Genomic DNA, 24798 nt, shown 5'->3' with positions numbered 1-24798 from the left:
ATGGTGATGCTGCATCCGATCCTATCCGGAACATATGTGTAGTTTCTGACCTATCGCAAGCAGGGCCGTCAGTGCACCAGCGGCCCGCCCGCCTTCTTCCAGGCATCCACGCCGCCGGCGATATGGGCGGTGTTGGAAAGGCCGGCCGCCTTGGCGGCGGCCACCGCCATCGCCGAGCGCTCGCCGAAGGCGCAGAAGAACACGATGCGGCGGCCGGTGGCGGCGGCGACCTCGCGCAGCATACCGCCGGGCTTGAGGCTCTCCTCGACGGACGGATAGGGCGTATGCAGCGCGCCTTCGAGCATGCCGTGCTTCATCCGCTCGTTGGTCTCGCGCAGATCGACCAGCAGCATGTCGGGCCGGCCGAGAATGCGGATCGCCTCGACCGCGCTGAGCGCGCGGCCTTCCTTCTCCAGTTCCTCCTGATGCAGGCCGACATGCATGTTGGCGGGCACCGCCACGTCCATCATCTTCGGATTGGGCAGCTTCAGGTTGGCCATCAGCTCGATATATTCGTCGACCGACCGCACCTGGAGCCGCGGGTTGTAGCGCTTCTCCTCGCCGATGGTGGAGACGGTGTCGCCTTTGTAGTCGTGCGCCGGAAACACCATCGTCTCGTCCGGCAGCTTGAGCAGCCGGTTGAAGATCGAATCGTACTGGGCGCGCGAGGAGCCGTTCTGGAAATCGGTGCGGCCGGTGCCGCGGATCAGCAGCGTATCGCCGGTGAAGACGCGATCGCCCATCAGGTAGGAATAGGAATCGTCGGTATGGCCGGGCGTGTACATCACGTCGAGCGACAGGCCCTCGATCGTCACCTTGTCGCCGTCGGCGACCCGCATCGCCACCACATCGGCCTTGGTCTGGTCGCCCATCACGGTCATGCAATGGGTGCGGTCGCGCAGCTCGCCGAGGCCGGTGACGTGGTCGGCATGCAAATGGGTGTCGACCGCCTTGACCAGCTTGAGGTCGAGCTCGCGCAGCAATTGGCAGTAGCGATCGACCTTCTCCAGTACGGGATCGAGAATGAGCGCCTCGCCGCCTGGGCGGCTGGCCAGGACGTAGCTGTAGGTGCCCGAAACGCTGTCGAAGAGCTGGCGGAAGATCATGGCAAGACCCCGGCGTGGCGTGATTTATAGATTCTACTACGTCGGGAGGCAAAAAGAGAAGTAATTCACTGCGCGAAGAAGAAAATTTGGAAGATTTTTATTCCGCGTGATGGGGGCGAGAGGGCGGGCGGTCCACAAATTCGGTGTCGTCCCTGCCTGGTGCGCAATTGCGCACTAGGGCTCATAAATCTGCGACGCCCGCTTTCAGGAGCGAAGCGGACACGCGACCCGGCCTGAGGGATAACGCCTTGTGACCCATTGCCGACATGATCCGTGTCCGACATTTTGGTCGCATGCTTGGGGATGAGAGCTATCTTGAAAGAATTGCTGATCTTGCACCTCAATTGAGAGAAGTGCTCGCTGAGCTAAAGGCCGAATGGTCGACTGAAGTGGTGCCCGTAACCCTCGTGGGTGCCGGATTGGCGGAAGCTCTTGTCGAGCATTTCAATCGACTGCCAAAAAGCACAATACAATCCGTCATTGAACTCTGCGAACAAGCGCTCGAAGACGGCTCTGCTCAAGAACGTGCCGCGTTATCAACCGGCTTTCTTGAATCACTACAGCATGCGGATGGCACAAAGGCATTCGATTTCAGGTCGGTGGCAGGCTTCCTGGGGCCGAAGTCCAGAGAGCATTGCTCAGCGATGGATAGGTTTTGGAAAGCCACGACGAGCGGCTTGTAGAGGTCTGCTTCTAGCCCGAACGCGAAGTCTGGGCCAAGCCGCTCCCCGTCGGCTCATCAGGGTGGACAAGGCCACGGCCGACAGCTCTGACCTTCGGCACCACGCACTGTCCTTCATCCGCCTTGAGTGGTCTTGGTTCTGCCGGTGGCGATGGGTCGGGCTTGAAAAACGCTGTCAGCGGCGGCAATCTCGGCCTGATTGAGGCTTCGATCTGACGAATCTCGGCTTATGCCGACCGATGCGAGGATCGACGATGAAGCAGCGGCCGATAGTGTGGCTTGCCGTTGTTGCAGGCGTGGTCCTGGTGCTTGCTGTCGCCTGGGCCGCCATCCTCTGGACGCGCCCAGAGCCTATTCGCATCGCATTCGCCAATTCGCTCTCTGGCCCGTCCGCCACGGCCGGGGCGGAAAGCCTGGTCGCGACGCAGCTTGCAATCGACGAGGTGAATGCCAAAGGGGGTGTCAACGGACGGCTGATTGAGCTCGTTCTGTTCGACGACGCAAGCAATCCAGCCGTGGCGCGCGCGAATGCGCAGGCGATTGCCGACAGCCCGTGCGTCGCTGTGCTCGGACATTATCTCAGCTCGGCGTCGCTCGCGGCGGCGCCGATATATAAGGATGCGCGGATACCGGCACTCACGGGAAGCTCAGCTGCCGACGATCTGACAAGCAACAGTGAATATTATTTTCGTGCGCTGTCGCCGGTCTCCGTGCAGGCGCGCTCGATCGCGGAACATCTGCGCGCCGTGATGAGGGAGCCAAAAGTCCGTCTCGTTCACACGCGCGATTCCTACGGCAAGAATTTTGAGCGTGGATTTGCGACGGCCTATCCGGCGGAGCAGTTGCGTGTGTTCGGACTGGACGTCGCAGCCGGTCAGATCGGATCGACGGATGAGGCGCTGGACGCTGCCGCGCAGGAGCCCGGGCCCGGTGTTATTGTCGTCGGCGCGGCAACCGATTTTAGCGCAGACATCGTCAAGGCGCTCCGCCGCCGCGGTATCAGGGGAATGATCATTGCATCCCAAGCCGCGGCCCGCGAAAGCTATTTGCAGAATTTCGCCAATGAGCCCGAGGAAAAAGTGCAGCCGGGTTTCTTCAGCGAGAATCTGTATGCTGCTTCCTCGCTGATGTTCGACAGTGCCGGCGTGGCAGCGCAGGTCTTTGCCGCCGACTACAAAGCGAAAGCGGGAACCTTGCCAAGCTGGGTTGCCGGCGGCTCGTATGACGCTGCGCGCCTGATGATCGATGCGCTAAAACGAGCTGCCGTACATCCCCGGTTTATGGGGCAGGGGATTCAGAAACGATCCGACAGCAAGGTTGCAGATCGCGACCGTGTGCGCGTCGCGCTTGCCGCGATCAACGATCCGAAATCGGCGGTCGTCGGGCTGACTGGGCGGCTCTATTTCAACGCGAACCGCGACATTCCGCGCCCGATTCGACTGGGTTTCTTCCGTTACGGTTTGTTCGTCACTGCGCCGCTGCAACTCGTACGCATCGATCAGCCCAAAGGAATCGATCTCGCCGCGGAACGAGAGGAGGGCCGTGTCGTCACGTTCGGCGACCGACACTACTGGATACAGCGCGTCGTTTATACCGGCATCGACATCATTCGCGTCAGCCGGATCGACGTGAAGCAAAATTCGTTCAACGTCGACTTCTATCTCTGGATGCGGTTCGCCGGGGACGATGAAGCGCAGACGCACGTCGAGTTCCCGGCCTTGCTGGATCGCGGGGCGTTCGATCCGGCTCGGCCGATTCAGATTGGACAGGAAGACGGCCTGAGCTATCGGCTCTATCGAATCAACGGCGATTTCAAAGCCCGTTTCGATCTCCATGATTATCCGTTCGACACGCAGGAATTGCGTCTACGTTTCCAGAACACGAAGCAGCGGCGGGAACTCATCACCTATGTCATCGATCGGTTCGGCTTGCGGCTCGCCGACGACGGAAGCTCGCGGGCCGAGGATGGGGCCTATTCCGGACTTCAGCTCTGGCGATTTCTCGGACTGAACTATTTCGTCGAATCTCGGTCCAGCGGATCGACGCTCGGAAAGGCGTCCTCGTTTGGTGCCGAGGCAATGACGGAATTCGCAGGCTTCGATGCGACCATCATGCTGCGCCGCAGCTCCGCCATCTACATGCTGAAGAACCTGTTGCCGCTGTTTCTGCTCGTGCTCGTCGTGTTCGCGACGCTGTTCTTTCCCGAAACCATGTTTCGTGAACGCGTGACGATTCCAGTGACCTCGATCCTGGCGAGCGCGGTGCTGCTCGTGACGGTCGCCAGTCAGGTCGGCGATGTCGGATACACGGTGGTCGTCGAAGAGATGTTCTACATTTTCTTCATACTATGCCTGATGACGATCTTGGCGGGCTACAAACATGAAAAACTTCGAGACGCCGGCCGAAAGCGCGCCGCTATTATTTTGGATCACGCCGCTCGGGTCATTTATGCCGGGACGGTACTCGCTGTAATCGTCGTGCTCTACCGGCGTTATGCCGTGTGAGGCAAGCGTGGATACCTCGCCGGTCCGCCACACCTTCTTGAAATTCGCAGCATGAGTCCGGATCTGGCCCTTGGCCGACATGACCAAGCGCGCCTCTTTTGTCCGTTTCCGATGGTCATGCGGACGTCGTCCGCCGGGTGGATTGGATACACGCGTGTTCGGCGGGACAACGCCCCCTACGGCCGCACCACCGTATACCCGTTCTCCGCCAGGAACAGGATCTGCCCCACGCCCACCTGCACCGGTGTCGCGGCCTGGATGAACTCAGGCCGCTTGCCCGTCTCGCGCTCGATCGTATCGACCGTGTTGAGACAGATGTCGAAGCGCACACCCTGCGCGATCAGGCTCTCGACCTGCTTGCGACGCTCGCTGCCGGACAACAGGAGATCGACGCCGGGGCCGAACGCGACGACCTCGATCGCGATCTTGTCGGGGTCGTACGCCTTCAGAAGATTGTTGGCGACGCTCAGCACCAGCGCCTGCTTCCTTGCATCGCCGTCGGAAAGCTGCAGCACGATCCTGTGCTCTGCGAACGGCTTGTCCTGAAGCGGCACCTGCTGCGCAAATGCTGGCGGTACCGCCGCCCAGGCCAGCAGCGTCAGCAGCATCGCGCGAAACGGTTGCGCCCGCATCATCCTTGTCCCGCAATACCCGGATTGTCCTCGACGCCCTTCAGCGTCACGCCGGAGCCGAGCCGCTCCTGAAACATCCGGCCCGAGCGCAGATATTTGCCGACGACGTCCCACACCGGCGCGCCTTGCTGGCCGTTGACCGAAGCCCAGCCTGCGACCTTGTAGCGGTGGCTGGCGCTGAGCGCCTTGCCGCCATGGAGCTTCACTTCCGAGATGCGGCCGCCGATCGCGGCGGTCGGCGTGCAGGTGTAGCTGAGCCCGCCGGCGCGCACCATGTCGCCGCCCTGCTGATAATAGGGATCGGCGTTGAAGAGGTTGTCGCAGACGTCTTCCAGCACGTCCTTGATCTGGGCTCCCGTCATCTCCTGCACATAGGTCTCGGGATAGGTGATCGCAGTCTCCGCGAGCAGGTCCTCCATGGTCAACGCCTGGCCCGACAGCGCGGTGACGCCCCAGCGGAACCCCGGCGACAGCGCGATCTCGGCATCCAGCTCGGTGCGCAGCGCGGTGCAGATCAGCTCGTCGACCGGCCCGGAGAAATTGCCGCGCCGATAGAGCAGGCGGTCGGGCGTTGCGATCTTTGCCGACCAGTCGGTCACATGCGGCGCGCGCAGCCGGCCGATCAGCTCGGCCATTCCGGGGTCGGGCTTCAGCAGCTCGGAATAGACAGGCAGCAGATGATAATGAATGTCGCTGACCTTGCCCTTGTCGATCGCGAGATCGACCACGGCGAGGAATTTTCCGTTGGAGCCGGCATTGGTGACGAGCGTGGTGCCGCCGGCGTTCTTTACGGCGATCGGCTGCGGCACGGCGTCATGGGTATGGCCGCCGAGAATGATGTCGATGCCGGTGACGCGGCCTGCGAGCTTGAGGTCGACGTCCATGCCGTTGTGCGACAGCAGGATGACGGCATCGACCTTGTCGGTGCCGCGCAAGGCATCGACATGCTTCTGCAACTCCTCCTCGCGGATGCCGAAGGTCCAGTCCGGCGTGAACCGCTTGGGGTGCGCGATCGGCACGTAAGGGAAGGCCTGGCCGACGATCGCGACCCGGTGACCGCCGATCTCCTTGATCATCGAAGGCTTGAACACGCGTCCCGTGGCCTTGTCGAAGGCGGGAGCGTCGTTGAACGCGGCTTCCTCGGTCAGGAACACGTTCTGCGCCAGGAACTCGCCCTTGAAGCGCTCGAGATTGTCGCGCAGCGTCTGCTCGCCATAGGTGAATTCCCAATGCCCGGTCATCGCTTCGATGCCGAGCAGATTGGCGACCTCGACCATGTCGCGGCCCTGCATGACGTTGGCAAGCCCGGTGCCCTGCCAGAGATCGCCGCCGTCGACCAGCAGCGAACGCTTCTCGCCGACATCGCCACGCAAGCGATCGACCAGCGTCTTCAGATGGGCAAAGCCGCCGAGCTTGCCGAAGCGGCCTGCAGACTTCTCGAACTCGACGCAGGTGAAGGCATAGGCATCGGCGCTGTCGGGACGGATGCCGAAACGATCGAGGAAGGCGCGGCCGACCAGATGCGGCGGCCGCCCGGCCATCTCGCCGATGCCGATATTGATGCTGGGCTCGCGGAAATAAACCGGGTTGAGCTGCGCATGCGTGTCGGTGATGTGCAGGATGCGCGCGTTGCCGAAGCGCTCGAGGTCGTAAATGCTCGCGGACTCAGTGCCCCGCGCAAGCCGCGGCAGACTGAGCGATGCAGCGGCAAGGCCTGCGCTCTTCAGGAAATCGCGGCGGCGGATCGCCATACCAAAATTCTCCGCGCCCTCAATGTCGCAAGACTGTTTCAGTTGAGGCCAGTCTAGCGGATTTCCATCGCCTTCCAGGCTTCTTTTTCAGACGTCGCCTGGAAGGTCGACGCCTTTGCCAGCGCCTCGGCCTCCCTGGCTGCGGCGGTGGCGCGGTCGAAATCGCCGCCATCCGCCGCTTTCTTGGCCGCGGCCAGCGTCGAGACGGTCACGGTCCACTGGTTACGCAAGCCGGCAGCCTCCTTCGATGCGGTTTCGGCGGCGGCGTAGGCCGCCTTGTAATCCGCTTCATTTGCCGCGCGCGCCACTGACGCGAGGCCGAGCGCCAGGAGCATGGCGAGGGGAAGTGACCGCTTCATGGCCGCGCTCCCGGGCCAGATATCGGCAGGCCATTGGCGACGTAGGACAGGAAATACTCGACGTCGCGATATTCGTCCGATTGCGGCTCCAGCGGAACCGCGCGGGTCTGGCTGTTGCAGGTGACGAAGCGGCGGCTGGTCGTGCCCATGCCGCTCCATTCGGAGCGGTAGATCGGCATCGCGTTCAGGATGCCGAGCGCTGGCGCCAGGATCTCGGCGCGGATGCGCTCGCCCGGGCTCTGCACATGGCAGCTGGCGCAGGAGAAATTCATCTGGCCGCGCCGCGTGTAGAAGTAGCGCTTGCCGTTCTCGAATGCCGCGAGCGCACGGGGATCGTCGGGAATCTTGATGTCCATCGGCTTGCCGCGCGAGGTGAAGGCCATGTAGGCGGTGAGCGAGGCCATCTCGTCCTTGACGTAGGAGTAGGGCGCCTCGCCATTGGCCTCGCGGCAGCGGTTGAGCGCGAGCTCCAGCGTGACGACCTTGCCTTCCTTCTCGTCGAAATAGGGATAGTTCTGGCGGATGCCGACGCCCCCGTTGGGGAAGCAATCGGCATAGGTCTTGCCGTTCTTGAACGGGGTGGCAAACATCTCCTTGCCGGCATCGAGCGCGAACTCATAAGGAGGGAATTCCTCCTTCTCCTGCCACTGCCGCTTCATGTCCGCGTTCATGGAGTACGGACCGTTGACGAAGTCCTCGTGCTTCACATCGGGAAATTTTTGGAAGAAGAAGTTCTGGAACGCCTTGGCGTCGGCAACGGGATCGACCTTGTCGGCCGCGACGACGCGCGGAGAGGTGAGGGCGAACGCCACTAGCGCGGCGCTGAGCGAGCCAAGCAGCAGGGCAGAGCGGGTCTTCATCACGCGATCTTCGCGGTGGTCGTATCCGACGCACCCTTGTTGTCGGTCCAGGAGATCTTGAGGTCGTCGCCCTTCTTGGCGCCCTTGAAGCTGAACTTCACATAGGGGTCCTTGGAGACCGCAGTGCCCCAATCGGCGACGAAGACGTCCTTGCCGTTACATTCGAACTTCAGCTCCTGGATGTAGTGCGCCGGGATCGGCTCGCCCTTGGAATCCTTGACCAGGCCGGTGTCCATGGGGTGCTGGATCAGCGCCTGCACCTCGGTGATGTCGCCATTGGATGTTGCGCGCACGCGAATGCTTGATGCCATCGGACCGATCCTCCTAGCCGCCGCAGCCGCCGACGGTGACCTTCACTTCCTTGGTCGCGCTGTAGAGCTTGCCGTCAGCCTCGACGATGGCGACCAGTTTGGTGGTCTTGGCCATTTTCAGCCGGTTGGCGACGCCCGGAATTGTGCCGTCGGCGATCTTGTAGGACGCTGCAAGCGCGTACGGGTTCTCGGTCACGAAGAACGAGATCGAGCTCACCTTGTCGAGCGTCGTCGTCACCGACACCGGCACCACGCCGCCGTTCTCGGCGATCTCGGGCGCATCCAGCTTGACCTTGTCGGAGGGCTCGGCGGTCTTGCCATAGAGCGCCTTGATCGCGTCGGCCTCGTTCTTCTGCTTGAAGGCCTCTTCCGGATACTTGTCGTTGGCCGCGGCGCACGCGGGCGTCGCCGCGAACGGCAGATTGCCAAGGCCGAGCAGGGCGACAGAGGCCGCGCCCTGAAGGATCAGGCGCCTCGTCGCAAGCGGGCCGGTGGTCGTGGTCATCTCAAGTCTCCTGGGCAGCCGGCCGTTACAGGGTCTGCAGGAAATCAACGATCGCGCTGATCTCCTGTTCGGTCAAAATCCGGTTCCGGCCGAACGGCGGCATCATGGTCTGCGGATTGCGCTTGGTCTCGTCGAAGATGATCGCGGTCAGCTCGTTGCGATCGGGGTATTTGGCCTTGAGGTCCTTCAGTTCCGGCCCGATTGTTCCCGGCAGGTCGCCGCCTTTGATGACGTGGCAGGTCAGGCAATTGCCCTTGCCGCGATCGAAGGCGAGCTTCTGGCCGTCGGCGACAGCGGATTGTGCCCGCGCCGGAGCCACAGCCGCGCCGGCGGAGAGGACCAGCGCCGCCAGGACGGCAAGCTTGCAAGGAAAGGCGGTCAAGGCATCGTCCCAGGCGTTATGTCGATGATCTCGTTTGCGGAAATATAAGCGTTCCAAAGCACAAAGGGCATCGCCTGACAATCAAGACTATGCACGCGGCAAAATGGAGTTAATATCCTGCGCATTGCAACCGATGAGATAGCTTGTTCATCTACAAGGTTTGGCACTAGCAAATTATTCTAGGGCGTTTGGCCCTTACGGCCGTCTTTGCTGTTTCACATTCATTGGGGACTGACTTGGCTGAATATGTCGTCGAATTTGGCAGGGATGGCGGACGGGTCGAGCCCGATGGGCGGCTCGATGCACCCGCGTTCCATCGCAACCATGCGCCGATCTGGGCGGCGCTGGAAAAGCACCTCACTGGGCTGACCGGCAACGTGGTCGAGCTCGGCAGCGGAACCGGCCAGCACGTGGTCCATTTCGCCCGCCACACGCCCGGCCTGATCTGGTGGCCGAGCGACCTCAACCAGCGCCACCTCAAGAGCATCGAGGCCTGGCGCGTCCATACGGGCCTCGCGAACATCCGCAGCCCCCTGCGGATCGATCTCACCGATCCCGACTGGTGTCCGGAGATGAAAAGCGGACAGGCGCCGACGAGCCTTGCGGCGGTGTTCTGCGCCAATGTCATCCACATCGCGCCCTGGGCCGTGGCCGAGGGCCTGTTCGCCGGCGCCGGCCGCTACCTGCGCCCCGACGGCAAGCTGTTCCTCTATGGCCCGTTCAAGCGCGACGGCAAGCACACCGCGCTCAGCAATGCGGTGTTCGACACCTCTCTGCGGGAAGGCAATCCCGACTGGGGCGTGCGCGACATCGGCGATGTCGAAACGCTCGCGAAGGCTGCAGGTCTTCGCCTCGTCGATACGATCGACATGCCCGCAAACAATCTGACGCTGGTGTTTGAGCGGTAAGCGACGCGGAAGGTGTGCTCCCTCCCCCGCCTGCGGGGGAGGGCTGGGGAGAGGGTGTTTCGACAACGAAGACTCCCCAAGAGGAGAAAACCCTCACCCGCCACGCTCTTCGAGCGCGTCGGCCTCTCCCGCAAGCGGGAGAGGCAAGAGCCGGCCTTGGTCTGCACCGACCAAACGAGTCCCGTCACCCCTCATCCCTCCACCCGATCTTCTCCTTCAAGAACCGGAAGCCGAGCACCTCGAAGCCGGCGCGCTCCTTGTTGTCCTTGCCGTAGCCGTGGCCGCCGGCTTCCGGCTCGTAGAACCAGGCCTCGTAGCCCATGGCCTGCAGCTTGGCCGTCATCTTGCGGGCGTGGCCCGGATGGACGCGGTCGTCGCGCCGCGTGGTGGCGATCAGGATCGGCGGATAGGTCTGGCCGGCTTTTACATTGTGATAGGCCGAGTAGGTTTTCAGCCACTCCCATTCCTCGGGCTTGTCGGGGTCGCCATATTCCGCGATCCAGCTCGCGCCCGCGAGCAGCTTTGTGTAGCGGCGCATGTCGATCAGCGGGATGGTGCAGAACAGCGCGCCGAAGCGCTCGGGGTAGCGTACCAGCATGTTGGTGATGAGGATGCCGCCGTTCGATCCGCCTTGTGCAGCAATGCGCTTCGGCCGCGTCACGCCACGGCGGACGAGATCGGCCGCAACCGCGGCGAAATCATCGTGCGAGAGTTTCTTGCCGGCGAGGCGGCCGGCATCGTGCCAGCGCGTGCCGAACTCGCCGCCGCCGCGCAGATTCGCCTGCACGATGGTGCCGCCGCGCTCCAGCCACAGCTTGCCGAGCGAGGCGTTGTAGTACGGCTTCACCGAATGTCCGAAGCCGCCATAGGCGCTCATATAGACCGGCGCATCGCCGGTCTCGGCTCCCGGGCCGGTCTGGACATAGGGAATGCGCTCGCCGTCAACAGAGACCGCCTCGTGCTGCGTCACCTCGAGGCCGTCGGCGGTGAACGTCTTCGGCGCTTGTTTCAGGACGATCGGGCTGGCGACGCCGCGCTCGATCAACAGCAGCGAGGGCGGGGTGAGCGGATCCTGCACATTGGCGAGCAGATCGCCGTTGCTCTCGCTGGGATGACGATCGAGCGGCCAGACGTCGACGACGCCGATCTCAGGCAGGCCGGGAAGCGTCTCGCGGCTCCAGCCGGTGGCGGATGGCGTGCAGATCTCAAAGCGTGGGCGCAGCTCGTCGAGGATCGACAGCACGAGCTTGCCCGCCGCCCAGAACAGGCCTTGCAACGCGCGCCGCGGCGCCGGCTCGAACAGCACCGCAAAATCGCGGCTGCCGTTCAGGAATGCCGACAGTGAGATGCCGAGCACGGTGTCGGTGGCGTAGGTCCGCCCGCCGGCCGTCCAGTCCTTGCGCAGCTTCATCGCGAACCAGTCGCCATGGGCCTGCAGCCAGATGCCGGTCGGCAGATCGAGCTTCGTCATGCGACCTGCCGCGTCGCGCAGCCAGACCGCGTGATTGAAGAAGTCGATCTGCTCGACGATCCAGACCCGCGGCTCAGGTCCGGTGTCGTCGGCGCCGCCATAGATCATCATGCGATCGGCGGTGGTCTCGATGATCACCTCGGCCTGATCGACCGGCTGGCCGCGCCGCCACAGGCGAACTGTCCGCGAGTATCCGGAGTCCGTCACCATGCCCTCGCCATGGGCGCTCGATAGCAGCAGCGTGTCGGCATCAAGCCAGTCCGCGCCGCCCTTGGCTTCCGGCAGTGTAAAGCCGTCCGCCACGAAGCTCTTCGTGACGAGGTCGAATTCCCGTAACGTCACTGCGTCGCTGCCGCCGCGCGACAGGCTCAAAATGGCGCGCGAGCTTCCCGGCGTCGTGGCGATCCCGCTCAGCAGCCAATCCTCGCCTTCGCGCGCTGCGAGCTTGTCGATATCCAGCATGGTCTCCCACGCGGGACTGGCTCTGCGAAACTCCGTCAGCGCGGTCCGCCGCCACAGGCCGCGCGGGTTGGCGGCGTCCTTCCAGAGATTGTGCAGGTCGCTGCCGCGCCGGCTGACATAGGGAATGTTGTCGGGGCGATCGTAGATCGCTGCGAGGATGTCGCGGTCGTGCTCGAAGACCTTGCCGCCGAACGCCTGGAGCGTCAGGCTGTTCTGCCGCTCGACGAAATCGAGCGCTTGCGTGCCCTCGATCTCCTCCAGCCAAAGCCAGGGATCGTCGTCGGGAGCGCTGAGCGTGGGCCTGTCGTCGACGGTCATGAACGAAACTCCGAAAAATAGCGGCGGATAGGATTTGATCGAGCGCAAGCCGTCAAGCGCGCGGCCCGCTATCATCCGTCCGATTGCGTCAGAGGCATGGCCTGCGCCCGTTTGCGCCGGTTGCCCGGCCACTCGCGTCCCTCCATAGTGCCGGGAATCAACAAGCCCTTGAGCCCGTTCGGGCAGAAAAAGCCGATGCTTGACGTGACTTCTGCCCATGAGATCGCCGACGACGCCCGCGTGCGCGCCAATGTGGTGCGCCTGGCCGCAGCCCAGGCGCTGACCGGCGCCAACTCGGCCGTGATCTTCGCCACCGGCGCCATCGTCGGCGCCACGCTCGCGCCCGACATGTCGTTCGCGACCGTGCCGATCTCGATGTATGTGGTCGGACTCGCCGCCGGCACGCTGCCGACCGGCGCGATCTCGCGTCGCTTCGGCCGCCGCGTGGCCTTCGTCATCGGCACCGGCCTCGGCACGCTCACCGGCGTGCTCGGCTCGGTCGCGATCCTGCACGGTTCGTTCGCGCTGTTCTGCATCGCGACCTTCCTCGGCGGCCTCTATGGCTCCGTGGCGCAGTCCTATCGCTTCGCCGCTGCCGACGGCGCCAGCGCGGCCTACCGGCCCAAGGCGGTGTCCTGGGTGATGGCTGGCGGCGTGTTCGCCGGCGTGCTCGGTCCGCAGCTCGTGCAATGGACGATGGACGTCTGGCAGCCCTATCTGTTCGCCTTCAGCTTCCTGGTGCAGGCCGCGGTGGCGCTGATCGCGATGGGCATCGTCGCCGGCGTCGACATGCCCAAGCCCGCGCCGGCCGATTTGCACGGCGGCCGGCCGCTGCGCGCGATCGTGACCCAGCCGCGCTTCATCGCCGCGGCGCTGTGCGGCGTCATCTCCTATCCCATGATGAACCTCGTCATGACCTCGGCGCCGCTCGCTATGAAGATGTGCGGCCTGTCCGTGTCCGATTCCAATTTCGGCATTCAATGGCACATCGTCGCGATGTATGGGCCGAGCTTCTTCACCGGCACGCTGATCGCCCGCTTCGGCGCACCGAAGGTCGTGGCCGCCGGCCTGCTGCTGGAAGCCGGCGCCGCCGGCATCGGCCTCTCCGGTCTCACCGCGATGCACTTCTGGGCCACGCTGATCGTGCTCGGTGTCGGCTGGAATTTTTCCTTCATCGGCGCCTCCGCGCTGGTGCTGGAGACGCACCGCCCGCAGGAGCGCAACAAGGTGCAGGCCTTCAACGATTTCCTGGTGTTCGGCATGATGGCGATCGGCTCGTTCTCCTCCGGGCAATTGCTGGCCAGTTACGGCTGGTCGGCGGTGAACCTGGTGGTGTTCCCGCCGGTGGTGCTGGGCCTTGCCGTGCTCTCGCTGGTCTCCTGGGCCCGCCGCCGCAAGGCGCGGCTGGAGGCGGCGATGGGCGAGTTCCCGGATGCGATCTGACTGGCAGGAGGCTGTCAGCAACGTTGATACTTCGATCCAGGTCGAAGTGATTTTAAGGTTAGGGCCATTTAGATGTCGTCATGGCCGGGCTAGTCCCGGCCATCCACGTCTTAGGTGCTCGGATCGAACAACGTGGATGCCCGGGCATGACGGAGTAAGCGGCGATGCTCGACAATCCCCAAGCCCCAGCGATCGATGAATCCTCCCTTCGCTACGAAGGCTGGCGCATCGTCGCGGTCTGCTTCCTGCTCGCGACCTTCGGCTGGGGCCTCGGCTTCTACGGCCAGAGCGTCTATGTCGCCGAGCTGCAGCGCGCGCGGGGCTGGCCGACCACGCTGATCTCATCGGGTACCACGTTCTTCTATCTGTTCGGCGCGCTGCTCGTCGTGTTCGTCGGCGAAGCCGTGAGGAGATACGGCCCGCGCCTCTGCCTGATCGCGGGCACGCTGGCGATGGCGGCAGCTAGCGTGGCGATCGGCGCGGTGCGCGAGCCCTGGCAGCTTTATCTCGCCGACGCCGTGCTCGCCTTCGGCTGGGCCGGCACCAGCCTCGCCATGATCACCAACACGATCAGCCTGTGGTTCGACCACAAGCGCGGCATGGCGATCAGCCTTGCGCTCAACGGCGCCAGCTTCGGCGGCATCGTCGGCGTGCCGCTGCTGGTGACCCTGATCGGCCATGTCGGCTTTGCCAGTGCCATGTATGCCGCCGCCGGCGCCATGCTGGTGCTGCTGCTGCCGGTGATCCTTGTTCTCGTCGGCCGGCCGCCCGATCACCATGGCTGGCACGCGGCGGCGAAGGCGAAGCCGCAATCATCGACGCAGATTCGCACCTGGGCACTGCGCGACGTCGGCTTCCTCACGGTGACGATTGCGTTTGCGCTGGTGCTGTTCGCGCAGGTCGGCTTCATCGTGCATCTGATCTCGTTCCTCGACCCCGTGATCGGCCGCGAGCGCGCCGCGGTCGCCGTCGCGGTGCTGACCGCGATGGCGGTGGTCGGCCGCGTGCTGTTTTCGCTGGTGATCGATCGTCTCAACCAGCGGCTGGCCTCCACGCTGTCGTTCCTCAGCCAGGCCGCGGCGCTTCTGGTCGTCATCAACCTGCACAACGACTACGTGCTGATCGCGGCCTGCGCGGTGTTCGGCTTCTCCGTCGGCAACCTCATCACGCTGCCGTCGCTGATCGTGCAGCAGGAGTTCGAGTCGGCGTCGTTCGGCGTGCTGATCAGCCTCAACACCGCGATCAACCAGGTCACCTACGCGTTCGGTCCGGGCGTCGTCGGCTTTCTGCGCGATTGGTCCGGCGGGTACGCGCTGCCGTTCTATCTCTGCATCGCGCTGGAGGTCGTGGCCGCGGCGTTGATCATGGTGCGCGGGACGCCGCGGACGAAGCTCCCGTAGGGTGGGCAAAGGCGCAAAGCGCCGTGCCCACGATTGCTCGATGAGTCAGCAGGGTTTCGTGGGCACGCTCCGCTTTGCCCACCCTACGGCACTGTGTACTGCGCTGGAGTTGGCTGCGGCCGCGCTGATCATGGTGCGGGGAAACAGGTTTCGTAGGGCGGATTAGCGAAGCGTAATCCGCCAACTTCGCTCCGCATTCGCTGAGACATGGTGGGTTACGGCTTCGCCTAACCCACCCTACGGCATCACGTTTCCCGGTCCCTCAGCAGCCCCTCCACATCCAGCCGTTTCGTAAACATCGAGAGCTTCCCATCCGGCCCGAACGGCCATTGCTCCCTCGGCTTGTCCCAATACAGCTCGACGCCATTCTGATCCGGATCCCGCAGATACAGCGCCTCGCTGACGCCGTGATCGCTGGCGCCATCCAGCGCAATGCCGGCCGAGCGCACGCGGTGCAGCGCATCGGCGAGCGCGGCGCGCGTCGGATAGAGGATGGCGGTGTGATAGAGCCCGGTGGTGCCCGGCGGCGGCGGCGAGCCGCCCTTGCTTTCCCAGGTGTTGAGCCCGATGTGGTGATGATAGCCGCCGGCCGAGATGAAGGCCGCTCCCGAGCCCATGCGCTGCATCAGCTCGAAGCCGAGCACGCCGCAATAGAAGCCGAGCGCGCGATCGAGATCGGCGACCTTGAGGTGAACGTGGCCGATCCTTGTGCCGGCGGCGACGGCTGGGCTTTGCGACATGGGAATGCTCCGTTGAAAGCATGCACATAGGGCGGGCTCCGGGGCGGTGCTACGGCCGTTCCCGAAACCCAGCGTTTCCTGATGCGCAATTGCGCATCAGGATCAGAAACTAAGCCAGTTCCGACACCTCGCCCTCCGGCAGGCCGAACTCGAACGTATTCAGCGTCATCGACACCATCGTGTAATAGCCGCACAGCCCGATCACCTCGACCACGCCGCGTTCGCCAAGCAGCTTCACCGCCTCATCATAGAGGCCCTTCTCGACGCCGTGGCCCTCGTGCAGCGATTTCGCCACGTCGTAGATCATCCTGCCGCTGGGATCGTCGAACTCGGGCGTGCGGCGGTCGCGGATGGCGTCGATGATCTCGGGCTTCATGCCGCCCGCCAGTGCCAGCCGCTTATGCGCGTACCATTCGTAATGCGCGGTCCAGTGCCGCGCCGTGACCAGGATCGCGATCTCCGAAAGCTTTGCGGGGAATATCGTGTCGAAGCGCAGGACTTCGCCGAGCCGTGTGGCGTGACGGGCCATCTCAGGGCTGTTCAGCCAGGCCATCATCGGCGCCGGCGGCTTGCCGCGCTTGCCGGCAATCGACTCGTCATAGGTCTGCCGCTGGCTCTCGTTCATTTCGCCAGGCGAAAGAAGTTTCAGGCGCATCGTCGTTTCCTCTTTGTTTTCAAGCACCGTCTTGGTCGCGACTATAGCGGAATGCGGGTCGCGGAAGTGGTTGAATTCCGCGGGAGCTTGGCCCAGAGTCGCGCCCAACAAGTCGATTTTGATTGATGGAAACGACCATGAGCGATTCTGAGACCGCCGAACTCGAAACATTCCGCGCTGAGACGCGCGCCTGGCTGGAAGCCAATTGCCCGCCGGAGATGCGCAAGCCCGCGACGTCGGATGCCGACGTGTTCTGGGGCGGGCGCAACGCAAAATTCTCGTCCGAGCCGCAGCGCATCTGGTTCGAGCGCATGCGCGACAAGGGCTGGACCGTGCCTGACTGGCCGAAGGAGTATGGCGGCGGTGGCCTGAGCGCCGCCGAGCACAAGGTGCTGCGCGCGGAGATGGGAAGAATCGGTGCTCGCCCGCCGCTGTCGAGCTTCGGCATCTGGATGCTCGGGCCGGCGCTGCTGAAATACGGCAACGACGCGCAGAAGAAGGAGCATCTGCCGAAGATCGCCGCTGGCGAGATCCGCTGGTGCCAGGGCTATTCCGAGCCGAACGCCGGCTCCGATCTCGCTTCGCTGCAGACCCGTGCCGAGAGCGATGGCGACGATTTCGTCATCACGGGATCGAAGATCTGGACCTCCTACGCCAACTATGCCGACTGGATCTTCTGCCTCGTGCGTACCGATCCCGCCGCCAAGAAGCATGACGGCATCAGCTTCATCCTGTTCGACATGACCTCGAAGGGCGTGACGACCAAGCCGATCCTGCTGATCTCCGGCTATTCGCCGTTCTGCGAGACCTTCTTCGACGGCGTCCGCGTGCCGAAATCGCATGTGGTCGGCACCGTCAACCGCGGCTGGGACGTCGCGAAATATCTGCTGCAGCACGAGCGCGCGATGATCTCCGGCATGGGCGAGCGCGGCGTTGGCCGTCCGCTCGGCCAGATCGCGGCAGATTCCGTCGGCACCGATGCGCAGGGGCGGCTCGATGATTCCATGCTGCGCGGCAAGATCGCGACGTTCGACGTCGATGAAGCCGCACTTGCGGCGTGCGCCGAGCGCGCCGTCGATCTCGCCAAGGCGGGACAGGCGCATCCGGCGTTCTCGTCGGCGATGAAATATTACGGCACCGAGCTCAACAAGCGCCGCTACGAGATCCTGATGTCGGCCGGCGGAGCCGATGCGCTGGAATGGGAGAGCGAGCGCTCCAAGCAGGGCGCCCGCCCGCGCGCCTGGCTGCGCACCAAGGCGAATTCGATCGAGGGCGGCACCACCGAGGTAATGCTCGGCATCGTCGCCAAGCGCATCCTGGATTTGCCGGGGGCGTAGGGCGCACGTTCTCGCCACCCGTCATTCCGGGGGGCGCGCGCAGCGCGAGCTAAGATGCGCAATTGCGCATCTGAGAATCCATAACCACCAGTCGGGAGTATGGATTCCGGGCCTGCGCCTGCGGCGCATCCCGGAATGACGACCCAAACTAGATTTCGAATCGGAAACACACCATGGCCCTCGTCCTCACCGAAGAACAATCAATGCTCCGCGATAGCGCGCGCGGGCTGATCAGCGACAAGGCGCCGGTGTCGCACCTGCGCCATTTGCGCGATAGCAAAGACCCCACCGGCTTCTCCAAGGAGTTTTGGCATTCCTTCGCCGAAATGGGCTTCGCCGGCCTTTTGGTGCCGGAAGAATTCGGCGGCAGCGGGCTCGGCCATGTCGAGGCCGGTGTCGTGATGGAGGAGATCGGCCGCACCTTGATGCCCTCGCCCTTCCTCGCCACCAGCGTGGTTGCGGCCTCGGCGCTGAACCGCGGCGGCAATGCTGCGCAGAAGTCGGAGTATCTGCCGAAGATCGCGAGTGGTTCGCTGCTCGCGACGCTCGCGATCGACGAAGGCGCAAAGCATCGCCCGCTCCAGACCAGTCTGCAGGCCGTGCGCGCCGGCAACGGCTTCAAGCTCTCGGGCGCCAAGGCGCTGGTCGTCGATGGCCACGTTGCTGATTTGCTCATCGTCGCCGCGCGCGCTGCCGGTTCCGCCGGCGAGCGCGAAGGCTTGACGCTGTTCCTGGTCAATCCCAAAGCCAAGGGCGTTGTGATCGAGCGCACCATCATGGTCGACGCGCACAACGCGGCGCGGATCGAGCTCACCAATGTGGAGGTCAATGCCGACAGCGTGCTCGGCGAGATCGATCAGGGCGCCGCGCTGCTCGACGGCGTGCTCGACATCGGCCGTGGCGCGGTCGCTGCCGAAATGGTCGGCCTCAGCGAAGAAGTCTTCAACCGTACCGTCGAATACCTCAAGAACAGAAAGCAGTTCGGCAAGCTGATCGGCGAATTCCAGGCGCTGCAGCATCGCGCCGCCGAGCTCTATGTCGACATCGAGATCACCCGCGCCGCCACCATGAAGGCGCTGCAGGCGCTGGATACCGATGTTGCCAAAGCCGCGTCAGCCGTCGCCGTGGCAAAAGCCCGCGCCGGCACCACCGCCACCCGCGCGGTGCAGGAAGGCGTGCAGATGCATGGCGGCATGGGCATGACCGACCAGTTCGACATCGGCTTCTTCATGAAGCGCGCGCGGGTGTGCGAGGAATTGTTCGGCGACGCCAATTACCACACCGAGCAGCTGGCGCGGGCGCGGGGGTATTGAGGCGACGGCCCAAGGCACGATGGTGCCTCACCCCGGGTGTCGTCCCGGCGAACGCCGGGACCCATAACCCCAGGGAGTAATTTGACGAAGGCTCGGAGTTTAAAGAGTCTCTCCGCGGTACTGTCACCTGTGCTTATCGATAGATCACGCGGTATGGGTCCCGGCGTTCGCCGGGACGACAGCAGAGAGAGCCGCCTCTTCCCTACCTCATCGGCGGCGCGTACTGCACGCCACCCGCGTTCCACAGCTGGTTCATGCCGCGCGGGATCTTCAGCTTCGACTTCTCGCCGATGTTGCGCTCGTACATCTCGCCGTAATTGCCGACGTGGCGGATGATGCGGGCGGCCCAGTCCTTGGTGAGGCCGAGCTGCTCGCCGTAATTGCCTTCGGTGCCGACGAGCCGCATCACTTCCGGCTTCTTCGACTTCAGGGCCTCGTCGATGTTCTCCGAGGTGACGCCGAGCTCCTCGGCGTTGATCATCGCATAGAGCGTCCACTTCACGATCATCATCCAGTCGTCGTCGCGCTGGCGCACCACGGGAGCGAGCGGCTCCTTGGAGATCATGTCCGGCAGGATCATGTGGTCGCCGGGCTTCGCCAGGTTGATCCGCAGCGCGTAGAGTTGGGAGACGTCGGCGGAGAGCGTGTCGCACTTGCCGGTGTCGTAGGCCTTCACGACCTCGTCGAGCTTGTCGAACTTCACCTCGTCATACTTCATGTTGTTGGCACGGAAGTAATCGGTGACGTTGAGTGCCGTGGTGGTGCCGGCCTGGACGCAGACCTTGCTGCCGGTCAGGTCCAGCGAGGTCTCCTTGTTGCGCGAACGCGGCAGCATGAAGCCCGCGCCGTCGTAATAGGCGACCGCGGGGAAATAGAGGTCGTAGTCGAGCTCGCGCGCCATGCTCCAGGTCGAGTTGCGCGAGAGGATGTCAACCTTCCGGCTCTGCAATTCCTTGAAGCGCTCGCCGGCATCGAGCGGGATGAACTTCGCCTTGCCCGGATCGTTGAAGATCGCCGCCGCCACCGCGCGGCAGAAATCGACGTCGAAGCCGGTCCAGTTCTTGTTGTCCTCGGAGTACGAGAAGCCCGGCAGGCCCTTGTTGACGCCGCACAGCACCTCGCCGCGGCGCACGGTGCGCTTCAGCGTACGGGTGTCGTAGAACTCGTAGATGATGGCCAGAACGGCGACCAGCACGGCGACCGCGAGCCCGATCAGCAGGCCGCCTCGAAAAGTGCGCATCATGTTGCTCTCTCGAAAAATCGGGAAAAGGAATCAGGAGGGAAGGCGACGAGCATGGTCCGGAGGACCATGCTCGGATCAAAAACCTCAGAGCTCGGGCTTCTGCCGGATCACCACTTTGGTGCCGACGGGGACGCGCTCATAGAGATCGGCGACGTCGTTGTTGACGAGACGGAAGCAGCCCGAGGACACCTTGGTGCCGATCGTGTCGGGGCGGTTGGTGCCGTGAATGCGATAGACCGTGGTGCCGAGATACATGGCGCGGGCCCCGAGCGGATTGCCGGGGCCGCCGGCCATGAAGCGCGGCAGATAGGGCTGACGCTGGATCATCTCCGGCGGCGGCGTCCAGTCCGGCCACTCCTTCTTGTTGGTGATGTTCACGAGCCCCTGCCACTGGAAACCGTCGCGGCCGACACCGATGCCGTAGCGGATCGCGCGTCCGCCCGGCTGCACCAGGTAAAGGTGGCGCTCGGCCGTGGAGATGATGATGGTGCCCGGCGTCTCGGTGGTGCGGAAGTAGACGACCTGCTTCTGCCATTCCGGTTCGAGCTGGTAGCCGTCGTCGGCGACCAGACCCGGCTCGTCGCCGCGGTCAGGCTGCTGCGCGATGGCATGTGGTGCGGACAGGATCAGGCCGATCGCGGCCACGAACATCCCGGTCAGGCGACGAAAATCCGTCATTTCAAGCTCTCCCCACTGCCACGGCGCAAATCATTCGGAACCATCAAACCTGAGGGGCATGTTCATGGCAAGTTGATGGCGCGCCGCCCTGATATGTCACGAGAATGCTTTGGTTTTTTGACGCCCGCCTGGCAATGCCACAAACAGGGGATGGCGCGAAAAGCTTAGGATGCTGCGGCTGGGCGGGGGTGCGCTCCCTCCCCCGCTTGCGGGGGAGGGTTGGGGAGAGGGCTGTCTCCGCAATGGGACACTCCCGATGTGGAGAGAACCCTCACCCGCGCCTTCGGCGCGACCTCTCCCGCAAGCGGGAGAGGCGCAGACCGAGTTCGCGGAAAGACCACCTCCGACGATGAGCGCTGTGCGCCAATCAGATCTTATTACTCTCCGGCGCGATCCCGAGCCGCCTTACAATCTCCGTCCCCACCGCGCGCGCCTCCATCCGCGAGCCGATCCGCGGGCTGCGAAACCGTCGCCCCGAGCGCAATCGGATCGTGACGATGCAGTGTTCGTCCTCGGACCGGCCGCGGCGCTCGACGGTGATCGTCTTCACGTCGTGCCCCTCGATATGATCGGCGCGCGGCGTGCCGTCGCCCCACAGGCGTTCGACGCGGATGTCGTCCTCGCGGATGATCCAGAACGCACCGGTGACGAGGTTGGCATAGCGATGCACGGCGAACGCCGCGATCACGCCAAGCGGAAGCAGTAGGATATCGACATGGGTGGGCGGCCATCCGCGCCACAGCTTGTAGGCATAGGGCAGGGCGGACAATGCGACGGCGATCAGGGACACGATGCGGATGTCCCGCGCGGAAAATGCCTCGAGCGGCTCGCCGAGATGCATCTCGGGATTGCTGGCATCGAGTGGGTTGACGGGCTCCTCGACATTGGGAACCTCGAACTGCGTCGCGATCCGGGCCACGGTATCGCGAACATGGGTGACGTCGGAGATCGGCGGGGACGTCAGTCGCTCTCCCGAAGTCAGCGTGAAGACGAGCTGAAAGCGGGCCTTCACCCGCTTGCTGCCGGGAACCTGCAGCCTCGTGATGACGTCCTTCGCGACGATGCGCGTACGCAGCTTTCCGAACGGGCTTTGCCGCCCGATCAGGATCTCGCCGGGCGTGATGATCCACACCACCGCCGGCGCCATCATGATGCCGACGACGAACCCGGCTCCCACCAGCAGCGCCGCCACCGATATGACGATTTCCAGCGTGTCGTGCGTAAACAGGCCGGGCGTGAAGCACAGCGCCACAGCCGCGGCAAAGGCGGACATGACCAGCCGCTGCGCGATCGAGGAGCCTTCACGAAGGCGGATGTCGGTGCTGGTGGTGACGTCGTTCATTGCGGGCGGCTGATTCCGTTGCCGCGAAACTCCACGGACGGGTCCGGGGAGTCAAGCAACAAGGGCGACAGCTGAAACCTGCCGCCCCATGCCCGCCGCGCCTAGCTATTGGCGTTCAGCAGCTTTGCCACGGTGCGGTCGATCTCGTCGTAGCGGCCCTCGCCGGCGTGCTGGAACACGATCTTGCCGGTCTGGTCGATGATGTATTGCGCCGGCCAGTACTGGTTGCGGTAGGCGTTCCAGGTCTTCGAATCGTTATCCTGCGCCACCGGATAGGTGATGCCGTGGCGCTTGAGCGCGGCCTGGACGTTGGAGGCGGAGCGCTCGAACGGGAATTCCGGCGTGTGCACGCCGACCACGACGAGGCCTTTGTCCTTATACTTGGCATAGAGGTCGGTCACGTGCGGCAGCGTGTTGACGCAGTTGACGCAGCCATAGGTCCAGAAGTCGACCAGCACGACCTTGCCGCGGAGTTCGGCCATGCTCAGTGGTTTCGTGTTGAACCAGTTGGTGACGCCGGCGAAGTCCGGCGCGGTCTGCTGGCTTGCGGCGGCGGTGAGGACAGGCGTGGCGCGGGCGGCCTCCTCGCAGATGCCGGGGATGACGGCGCCGGTGACGGTGAAGCCGATCAGGGCGGCCGAGACGGCGAGCAGCTTGAAAGTCATGGAAGCGTCCTCCGGTGAAGATGAGGGATGATCACAGGCCGATCTGGCCGGTCGGGTAGAAGCCGGTGAGCCACGCCACGATCAGCGTGTCGTATTGAAAATAGGCGGCGACCGCGAAGCCGATCACGACGATGCCAAAGCCCTGCTGCAGCCGCGGCGAGATCCGCGCCAGGCTGCGCACCCGCGTGGTCGCGGCCTGCCCGCCATAGGCTATTCCCAGCATCGGGATCGCGGCGCCGATCGCATAGGCGATCAGCAGCGTGCCGGCCCAGCCAAAATTCTTCGAGGTCGCAACCAGCGTCAGGATCGAGCCGAGCACAGGGCCGGCGCAGGGCGTCCAGACCAGGCCCAGCGTGGTGCCGAGGATGAGCCCGCCGAGCGCGCCCTCGCGCTGGGTGGCGCCGGAATTGCCCAGATCGATCCAGCCATTGAGTCGGCTCGACAGCCATTCGAACGGCGCCGGCCACAGCATCAACAGGCCAAAGCCGAGCAGCAGGATCGCGGCGGCCTCGCGCAGCACGTTCGGATCGAAATCGAACAGTCGGGTGATTGCGCCGAGCAGCAGCGCGGTCGCCGAAAAGGAAAGCACGAAGCCGAGCGCGATCATCGCCGGGCGCAGATGTCCCGCGCGCCCGATCGAGGCGCCGAGCAGGATCGGCAACATCGGCAGCGTGCAGGGCGCCGCGATGGTGAGGATGCCGGCGAGGATAGCAAAGGCGAGTTCGAGCATCGGGCCACTCGTGATGGGGGTCACGAGGGCAGTTCGGAGCGGGCGAGCCGGACGTTACGTCGCGTCACGCGCTCGTGACGATGTAGCGGCCTCAGCCGCTCCCAAATACAAAACGACCCGGAGGGGGGCATCCCGTCCGGGTCGCTGGAAGTCTTGGGAGGTTTAACGAAACCGTATGTGAGCTTTATAGGGGGGAAGTTTTTCCGCCTGATGTTGTGCTTTGTTTCAATTGTTTCGTGGGCGGTAACACTTCCGTGTCCCGGGAGAGGGCCAGATCGGCGGCCCTATCCCTTTGAATTCATTTAGCTTAGGCAGCGAAGCGCTCGACACCGCAGCCCTTAAGCAATTCCGCCAGTTGCTTGCGGGCGTAGAACATCCGCGTCTTCACGGTGCTCTGGGGGATGCCGATGATCTGCCCGACCTCCTCCACCGACTTCTCGTGGTAGTAGACGAGGGTGATGATCTCGCGATGCGCGGGCGACAGCTTCTGCACGCAGGCGCGCAGGATGGCACTGGTGTCGCTGCGGTCGAGCGAGGTCTCCGGCGTATCGGAATCGTCGGGGATCTGCCGCACGTCTTCCTGGTCGATGTCCTCGAAGCGGCGCTGGCGCATCGCGGTCAGCGCCTTGAAGCGGGCGATTGACAGCAGCCAGGTCGAAACCTGCGAGCGGCCCTGGAACTGGCCGGCGGTCCGCCACACGTCCAGGAACACCTGGCTGACGAGATCCTCTGCCGCGGTGGCGTCACGCACGATGCGCAGGATGAAGCGGTACACCCGCACGCTGTGCCGGCAATAAAGGATATGCATCGACGTCCGGTTGCCGTCGGCAATGCTCTCGAGAAGCATGTCGTCCGAAGTCGCCTGAGCGGCGATGATGCTCTGGCTGGCCTGGGCGTTGATGGCGATGACGTTCCGCATTGACTTGGCTCCCCGTAGCGCCGCGACCGAGCGGCGTTTCCTTGGACCAAAGTGTTAATGAGCCAACGTTTCGGGACGTCTG

24 protein-coding genes are annotated in these 24798 nt (G+C 64.0%); 7 read left to right on the top strand and 17 right to left on the bottom strand.

Annotated elements, in window-relative coordinates:
* Positions 1 to 68: 68 nt before the first annotated feature.
* The gene (locus tag RAD10_RS02410) at positions 69 to 1106 is read right to left on the bottom strand and encodes an MBL fold metallo-hydrolase (protein ID WP_028139702.1); all 1038 of its coding nucleotides are present in this window, start codon (positions 1104 to 1106) and stop codon (positions 69 to 71) included.
* Positions 1107 to 1372: 266 nt separating this feature from the next.
* Between RAD10_RS02410 and RAD10_RS02405 the strand changes: the two genes are divergently transcribed.
* Positions 1373 to 1789 (top strand): DUF7674 family protein, encoded by a 417-nt coding sequence (locus tag RAD10_RS02405; RefSeq protein WP_461616174.1) that lies wholly within the window; start codon positions 1373 to 1375, stop codon positions 1787 to 1789.
* Positions 1790 to 2042: 253 nt separating this feature from the next.
* Positions 2043 to 4292 (top strand): ABC transporter substrate-binding protein, encoded by a 2250-nt coding sequence (locus tag RAD10_RS02400; protein WP_461616173.1) that lies wholly within the window; start codon positions 2043 to 2045, stop codon positions 4290 to 4292.
* 176 nt (positions 4293 to 4468) lie between these two features.
* Here RAD10_RS02400 and RAD10_RS02395 read toward each other — a convergent pair whose 3' ends face one another.
* Genes RAD10_RS02395 through soxX form a run of 7 tightly spaced genes read right to left on the bottom strand, consistent with a single transcriptional unit; the run spans position 4469 to position 9062 of the window.
* Positions 4469 to 4927, bottom strand: a complete 459-nt coding sequence (locus RAD10_RS02395) for a DsrE family protein (RefSeq protein ID WP_461616172.1) — start codon at positions 4925 to 4927, stop codon at positions 4469 to 4471.
* Positions 4924 to 6675 (bottom strand): thiosulfohydrolase SoxB, encoded by a 1752-nt coding sequence (soxB, locus tag RAD10_RS02390; RefSeq protein ID WP_461616171.1) that lies wholly within the window; start codon positions 6673 to 6675, stop codon positions 4924 to 4926. Before soxB ends, RAD10_RS02395 begins: the two co-directional genes overlap by 4 nt.
* Positions 6676 to 6728: 53 nt before the next feature.
* Complete coding sequence (locus RAD10_RS02385) at positions 6729 to 7034, bottom strand: hypothetical protein (protein WP_461616170.1); 306 nt, start codon at positions 7032 to 7034, stop codon at positions 6729 to 6731.
* Positions 7031 to 7894: a sulfur oxidation c-type cytochrome SoxA gene (gene soxA / locus RAD10_RS02380; RefSeq protein ID WP_271591166.1), complete on the bottom strand. Its 864-nt coding sequence runs from the start codon at positions 7892 to 7894 to the stop codon at positions 7031 to 7033. The genes RAD10_RS02385 and soxA overlap by 4 nt, the downstream gene beginning before the upstream one ends.
* The gene (soxZ, locus tag RAD10_RS02375; RefSeq protein WP_461616169.1) at positions 7894 to 8205 is read right to left on the bottom strand and encodes a thiosulfate oxidation carrier complex protein SoxZ; all 312 of its coding nucleotides are present in this window, start codon (positions 8203 to 8205) and stop codon (positions 7894 to 7896) included. Before soxZ ends, soxA begins: the two co-directional genes overlap by 1 nt.
* A gap of 13 nt (positions 8206 to 8218) precedes the next feature.
* Positions 8219 to 8710: a thiosulfate oxidation carrier protein SoxY gene (gene soxY, locus RAD10_RS02370; RefSeq protein WP_461616168.1), complete on the bottom strand. Its 492-nt coding sequence runs from the start codon at positions 8708 to 8710 to the stop codon at positions 8219 to 8221.
* 25 nt (positions 8711 to 8735) lie between these two features.
* The gene (gene soxX / locus RAD10_RS02365; protein WP_091964576.1) at positions 8736 to 9062 is read right to left on the bottom strand and encodes a sulfur oxidation c-type cytochrome SoxX; all 327 of its coding nucleotides are present in this window, start codon (positions 9060 to 9062) and stop codon (positions 8736 to 8738) included.
* Between the two features lie 266 nt (positions 9063 to 9328).
* On the opposite strand from soxX, the gene RAD10_RS02360 reads away from it, so the two are divergent.
* Positions 9329 to 10000: a DUF938 domain-containing protein gene (locus tag RAD10_RS02360; RefSeq protein ID WP_461616167.1), complete on the top strand. Its 672-nt coding sequence runs from the start codon at positions 9329 to 9331 to the stop codon at positions 9998 to 10000.
* A gap of 184 nt (positions 10001 to 10184) precedes the next feature.
* On the opposite strand, the gene RAD10_RS02355 is transcribed toward RAD10_RS02360, so the two are convergent.
* Positions 10185 to 12251 (bottom strand): prolyl oligopeptidase family serine peptidase, encoded by a 2067-nt coding sequence (locus tag RAD10_RS02355; protein WP_461616166.1) that lies wholly within the window; start codon positions 12249 to 12251, stop codon positions 10185 to 10187.
* A 195-nt stretch (positions 12252 to 12446) separates the two neighbouring features.
* Between RAD10_RS02355 and RAD10_RS02350 the strand changes: the two genes are divergently transcribed.
* Complete coding sequence (locus tag RAD10_RS02350) at positions 12447 to 13694, top strand: MFS transporter (RefSeq protein ID WP_461616165.1); 1248 nt, start codon at positions 12447 to 12449, stop codon at positions 13692 to 13694.
* Between the two features lie 164 nt (positions 13695 to 13858).
* Entirely contained in the window at positions 13859 to 15094 is a 1236-nt protein-coding gene (locus RAD10_RS02345) for an MFS transporter (protein WP_461616164.1), read from the top strand.
* Positions 15095 to 15339: 245 nt separating this feature from the next.
* On the opposite strand, the gene RAD10_RS02340 is transcribed toward RAD10_RS02345, so the two are convergent.
* Together RAD10_RS02340 and RAD10_RS02335 are read right to left on the bottom strand one after the other, a co-directional pair.
* Positions 15340 to 15834 (bottom strand): VOC family protein, encoded by a 495-nt coding sequence (locus RAD10_RS02340; protein WP_461616163.1) that lies wholly within the window; start codon positions 15832 to 15834, stop codon positions 15340 to 15342.
* 109 nt (positions 15835 to 15943) lie between these two features.
* Positions 15944 to 16489: a carboxymuconolactone decarboxylase family protein gene (locus tag RAD10_RS02335; protein WP_461616162.1), complete on the bottom strand. Its 546-nt coding sequence runs from the start codon at positions 16487 to 16489 to the stop codon at positions 15944 to 15946.
* Positions 16490 to 16626: 137 nt separating this feature from the next.
* Here RAD10_RS02335 and RAD10_RS02330 point away from each other — a divergent pair, with 137 nt between their 5' ends.
* Together RAD10_RS02330 and RAD10_RS02325 are read left to right on the top strand one after the other, a co-directional pair.
* Entirely contained in the window at positions 16627 to 17826 is a 1200-nt protein-coding gene (locus RAD10_RS02330) for an acyl-CoA dehydrogenase family protein (protein ID WP_461616161.1), read from the top strand.
* Between the two features lie 173 nt (positions 17827 to 17999).
* Positions 18000 to 19139, top strand: a complete 1140-nt coding sequence (locus tag RAD10_RS02325) for an acyl-CoA dehydrogenase family protein (RefSeq protein WP_461616160.1) — start codon at positions 18000 to 18002, stop codon at positions 19137 to 19139.
* A gap of 202 nt (positions 19140 to 19341) precedes the next feature.
* Here RAD10_RS02325 and RAD10_RS02320 read toward each other — a convergent pair whose 3' ends face one another.
* The 6 genes from RAD10_RS02320 to RAD10_RS02295 form a co-directional block, all read right to left on the bottom strand.
* The gene (locus RAD10_RS02320) at positions 19342 to 20379 is read right to left on the bottom strand and encodes an amino acid ABC transporter substrate-binding protein (RefSeq protein WP_461616572.1); all 1038 of its coding nucleotides are present in this window, start codon (positions 20377 to 20379) and stop codon (positions 19342 to 19344) included.
* Between the two features lie 87 nt (positions 20380 to 20466).
* Complete coding sequence (locus tag RAD10_RS02315) at positions 20467 to 21060, bottom strand: L,D-transpeptidase (protein WP_091964260.1); 594 nt, start codon at positions 21058 to 21060, stop codon at positions 20467 to 20469.
* Positions 21061 to 21427: 367 nt separating this feature from the next.
* The gene (locus RAD10_RS02310) at positions 21428 to 22402 is read right to left on the bottom strand and encodes a hypothetical protein (protein ID WP_461616159.1); all 975 of its coding nucleotides are present in this window, start codon (positions 22400 to 22402) and stop codon (positions 21428 to 21430) included.
* A gap of 101 nt (positions 22403 to 22503) precedes the next feature.
* Positions 22504 to 23067, bottom strand: coding sequence for a thioredoxin family protein (locus tag RAD10_RS02305; protein WP_461616158.1), 564 nt, complete (start codon positions 23065 to 23067; stop codon positions 22504 to 22506).
* 31 nt (positions 23068 to 23098) lie between these two features.
* Positions 23099 to 23797, bottom strand: a complete 699-nt coding sequence (locus tag RAD10_RS02300; RefSeq protein ID WP_461616157.1) for a cytochrome c biogenesis CcdA family protein — start codon at positions 23795 to 23797, stop codon at positions 23099 to 23101.
* Between the two features lie 307 nt (positions 23798 to 24104).
* Complete coding sequence (locus RAD10_RS02295; protein WP_018316842.1) at positions 24105 to 24716, bottom strand: sigma-70 family RNA polymerase sigma factor; 612 nt, start codon at positions 24714 to 24716, stop codon at positions 24105 to 24107.
* Positions 24717 to 24798: the final 82 nt, after the last annotated feature.

This window comes from Bradyrhizobium sp. 23AC, from assembly GCF_054863025.1.
The sequence above is the reverse complement of the archived record's forward strand: the minus strand, read 5'-3'. Positions and strand labels throughout refer to the sequence as shown.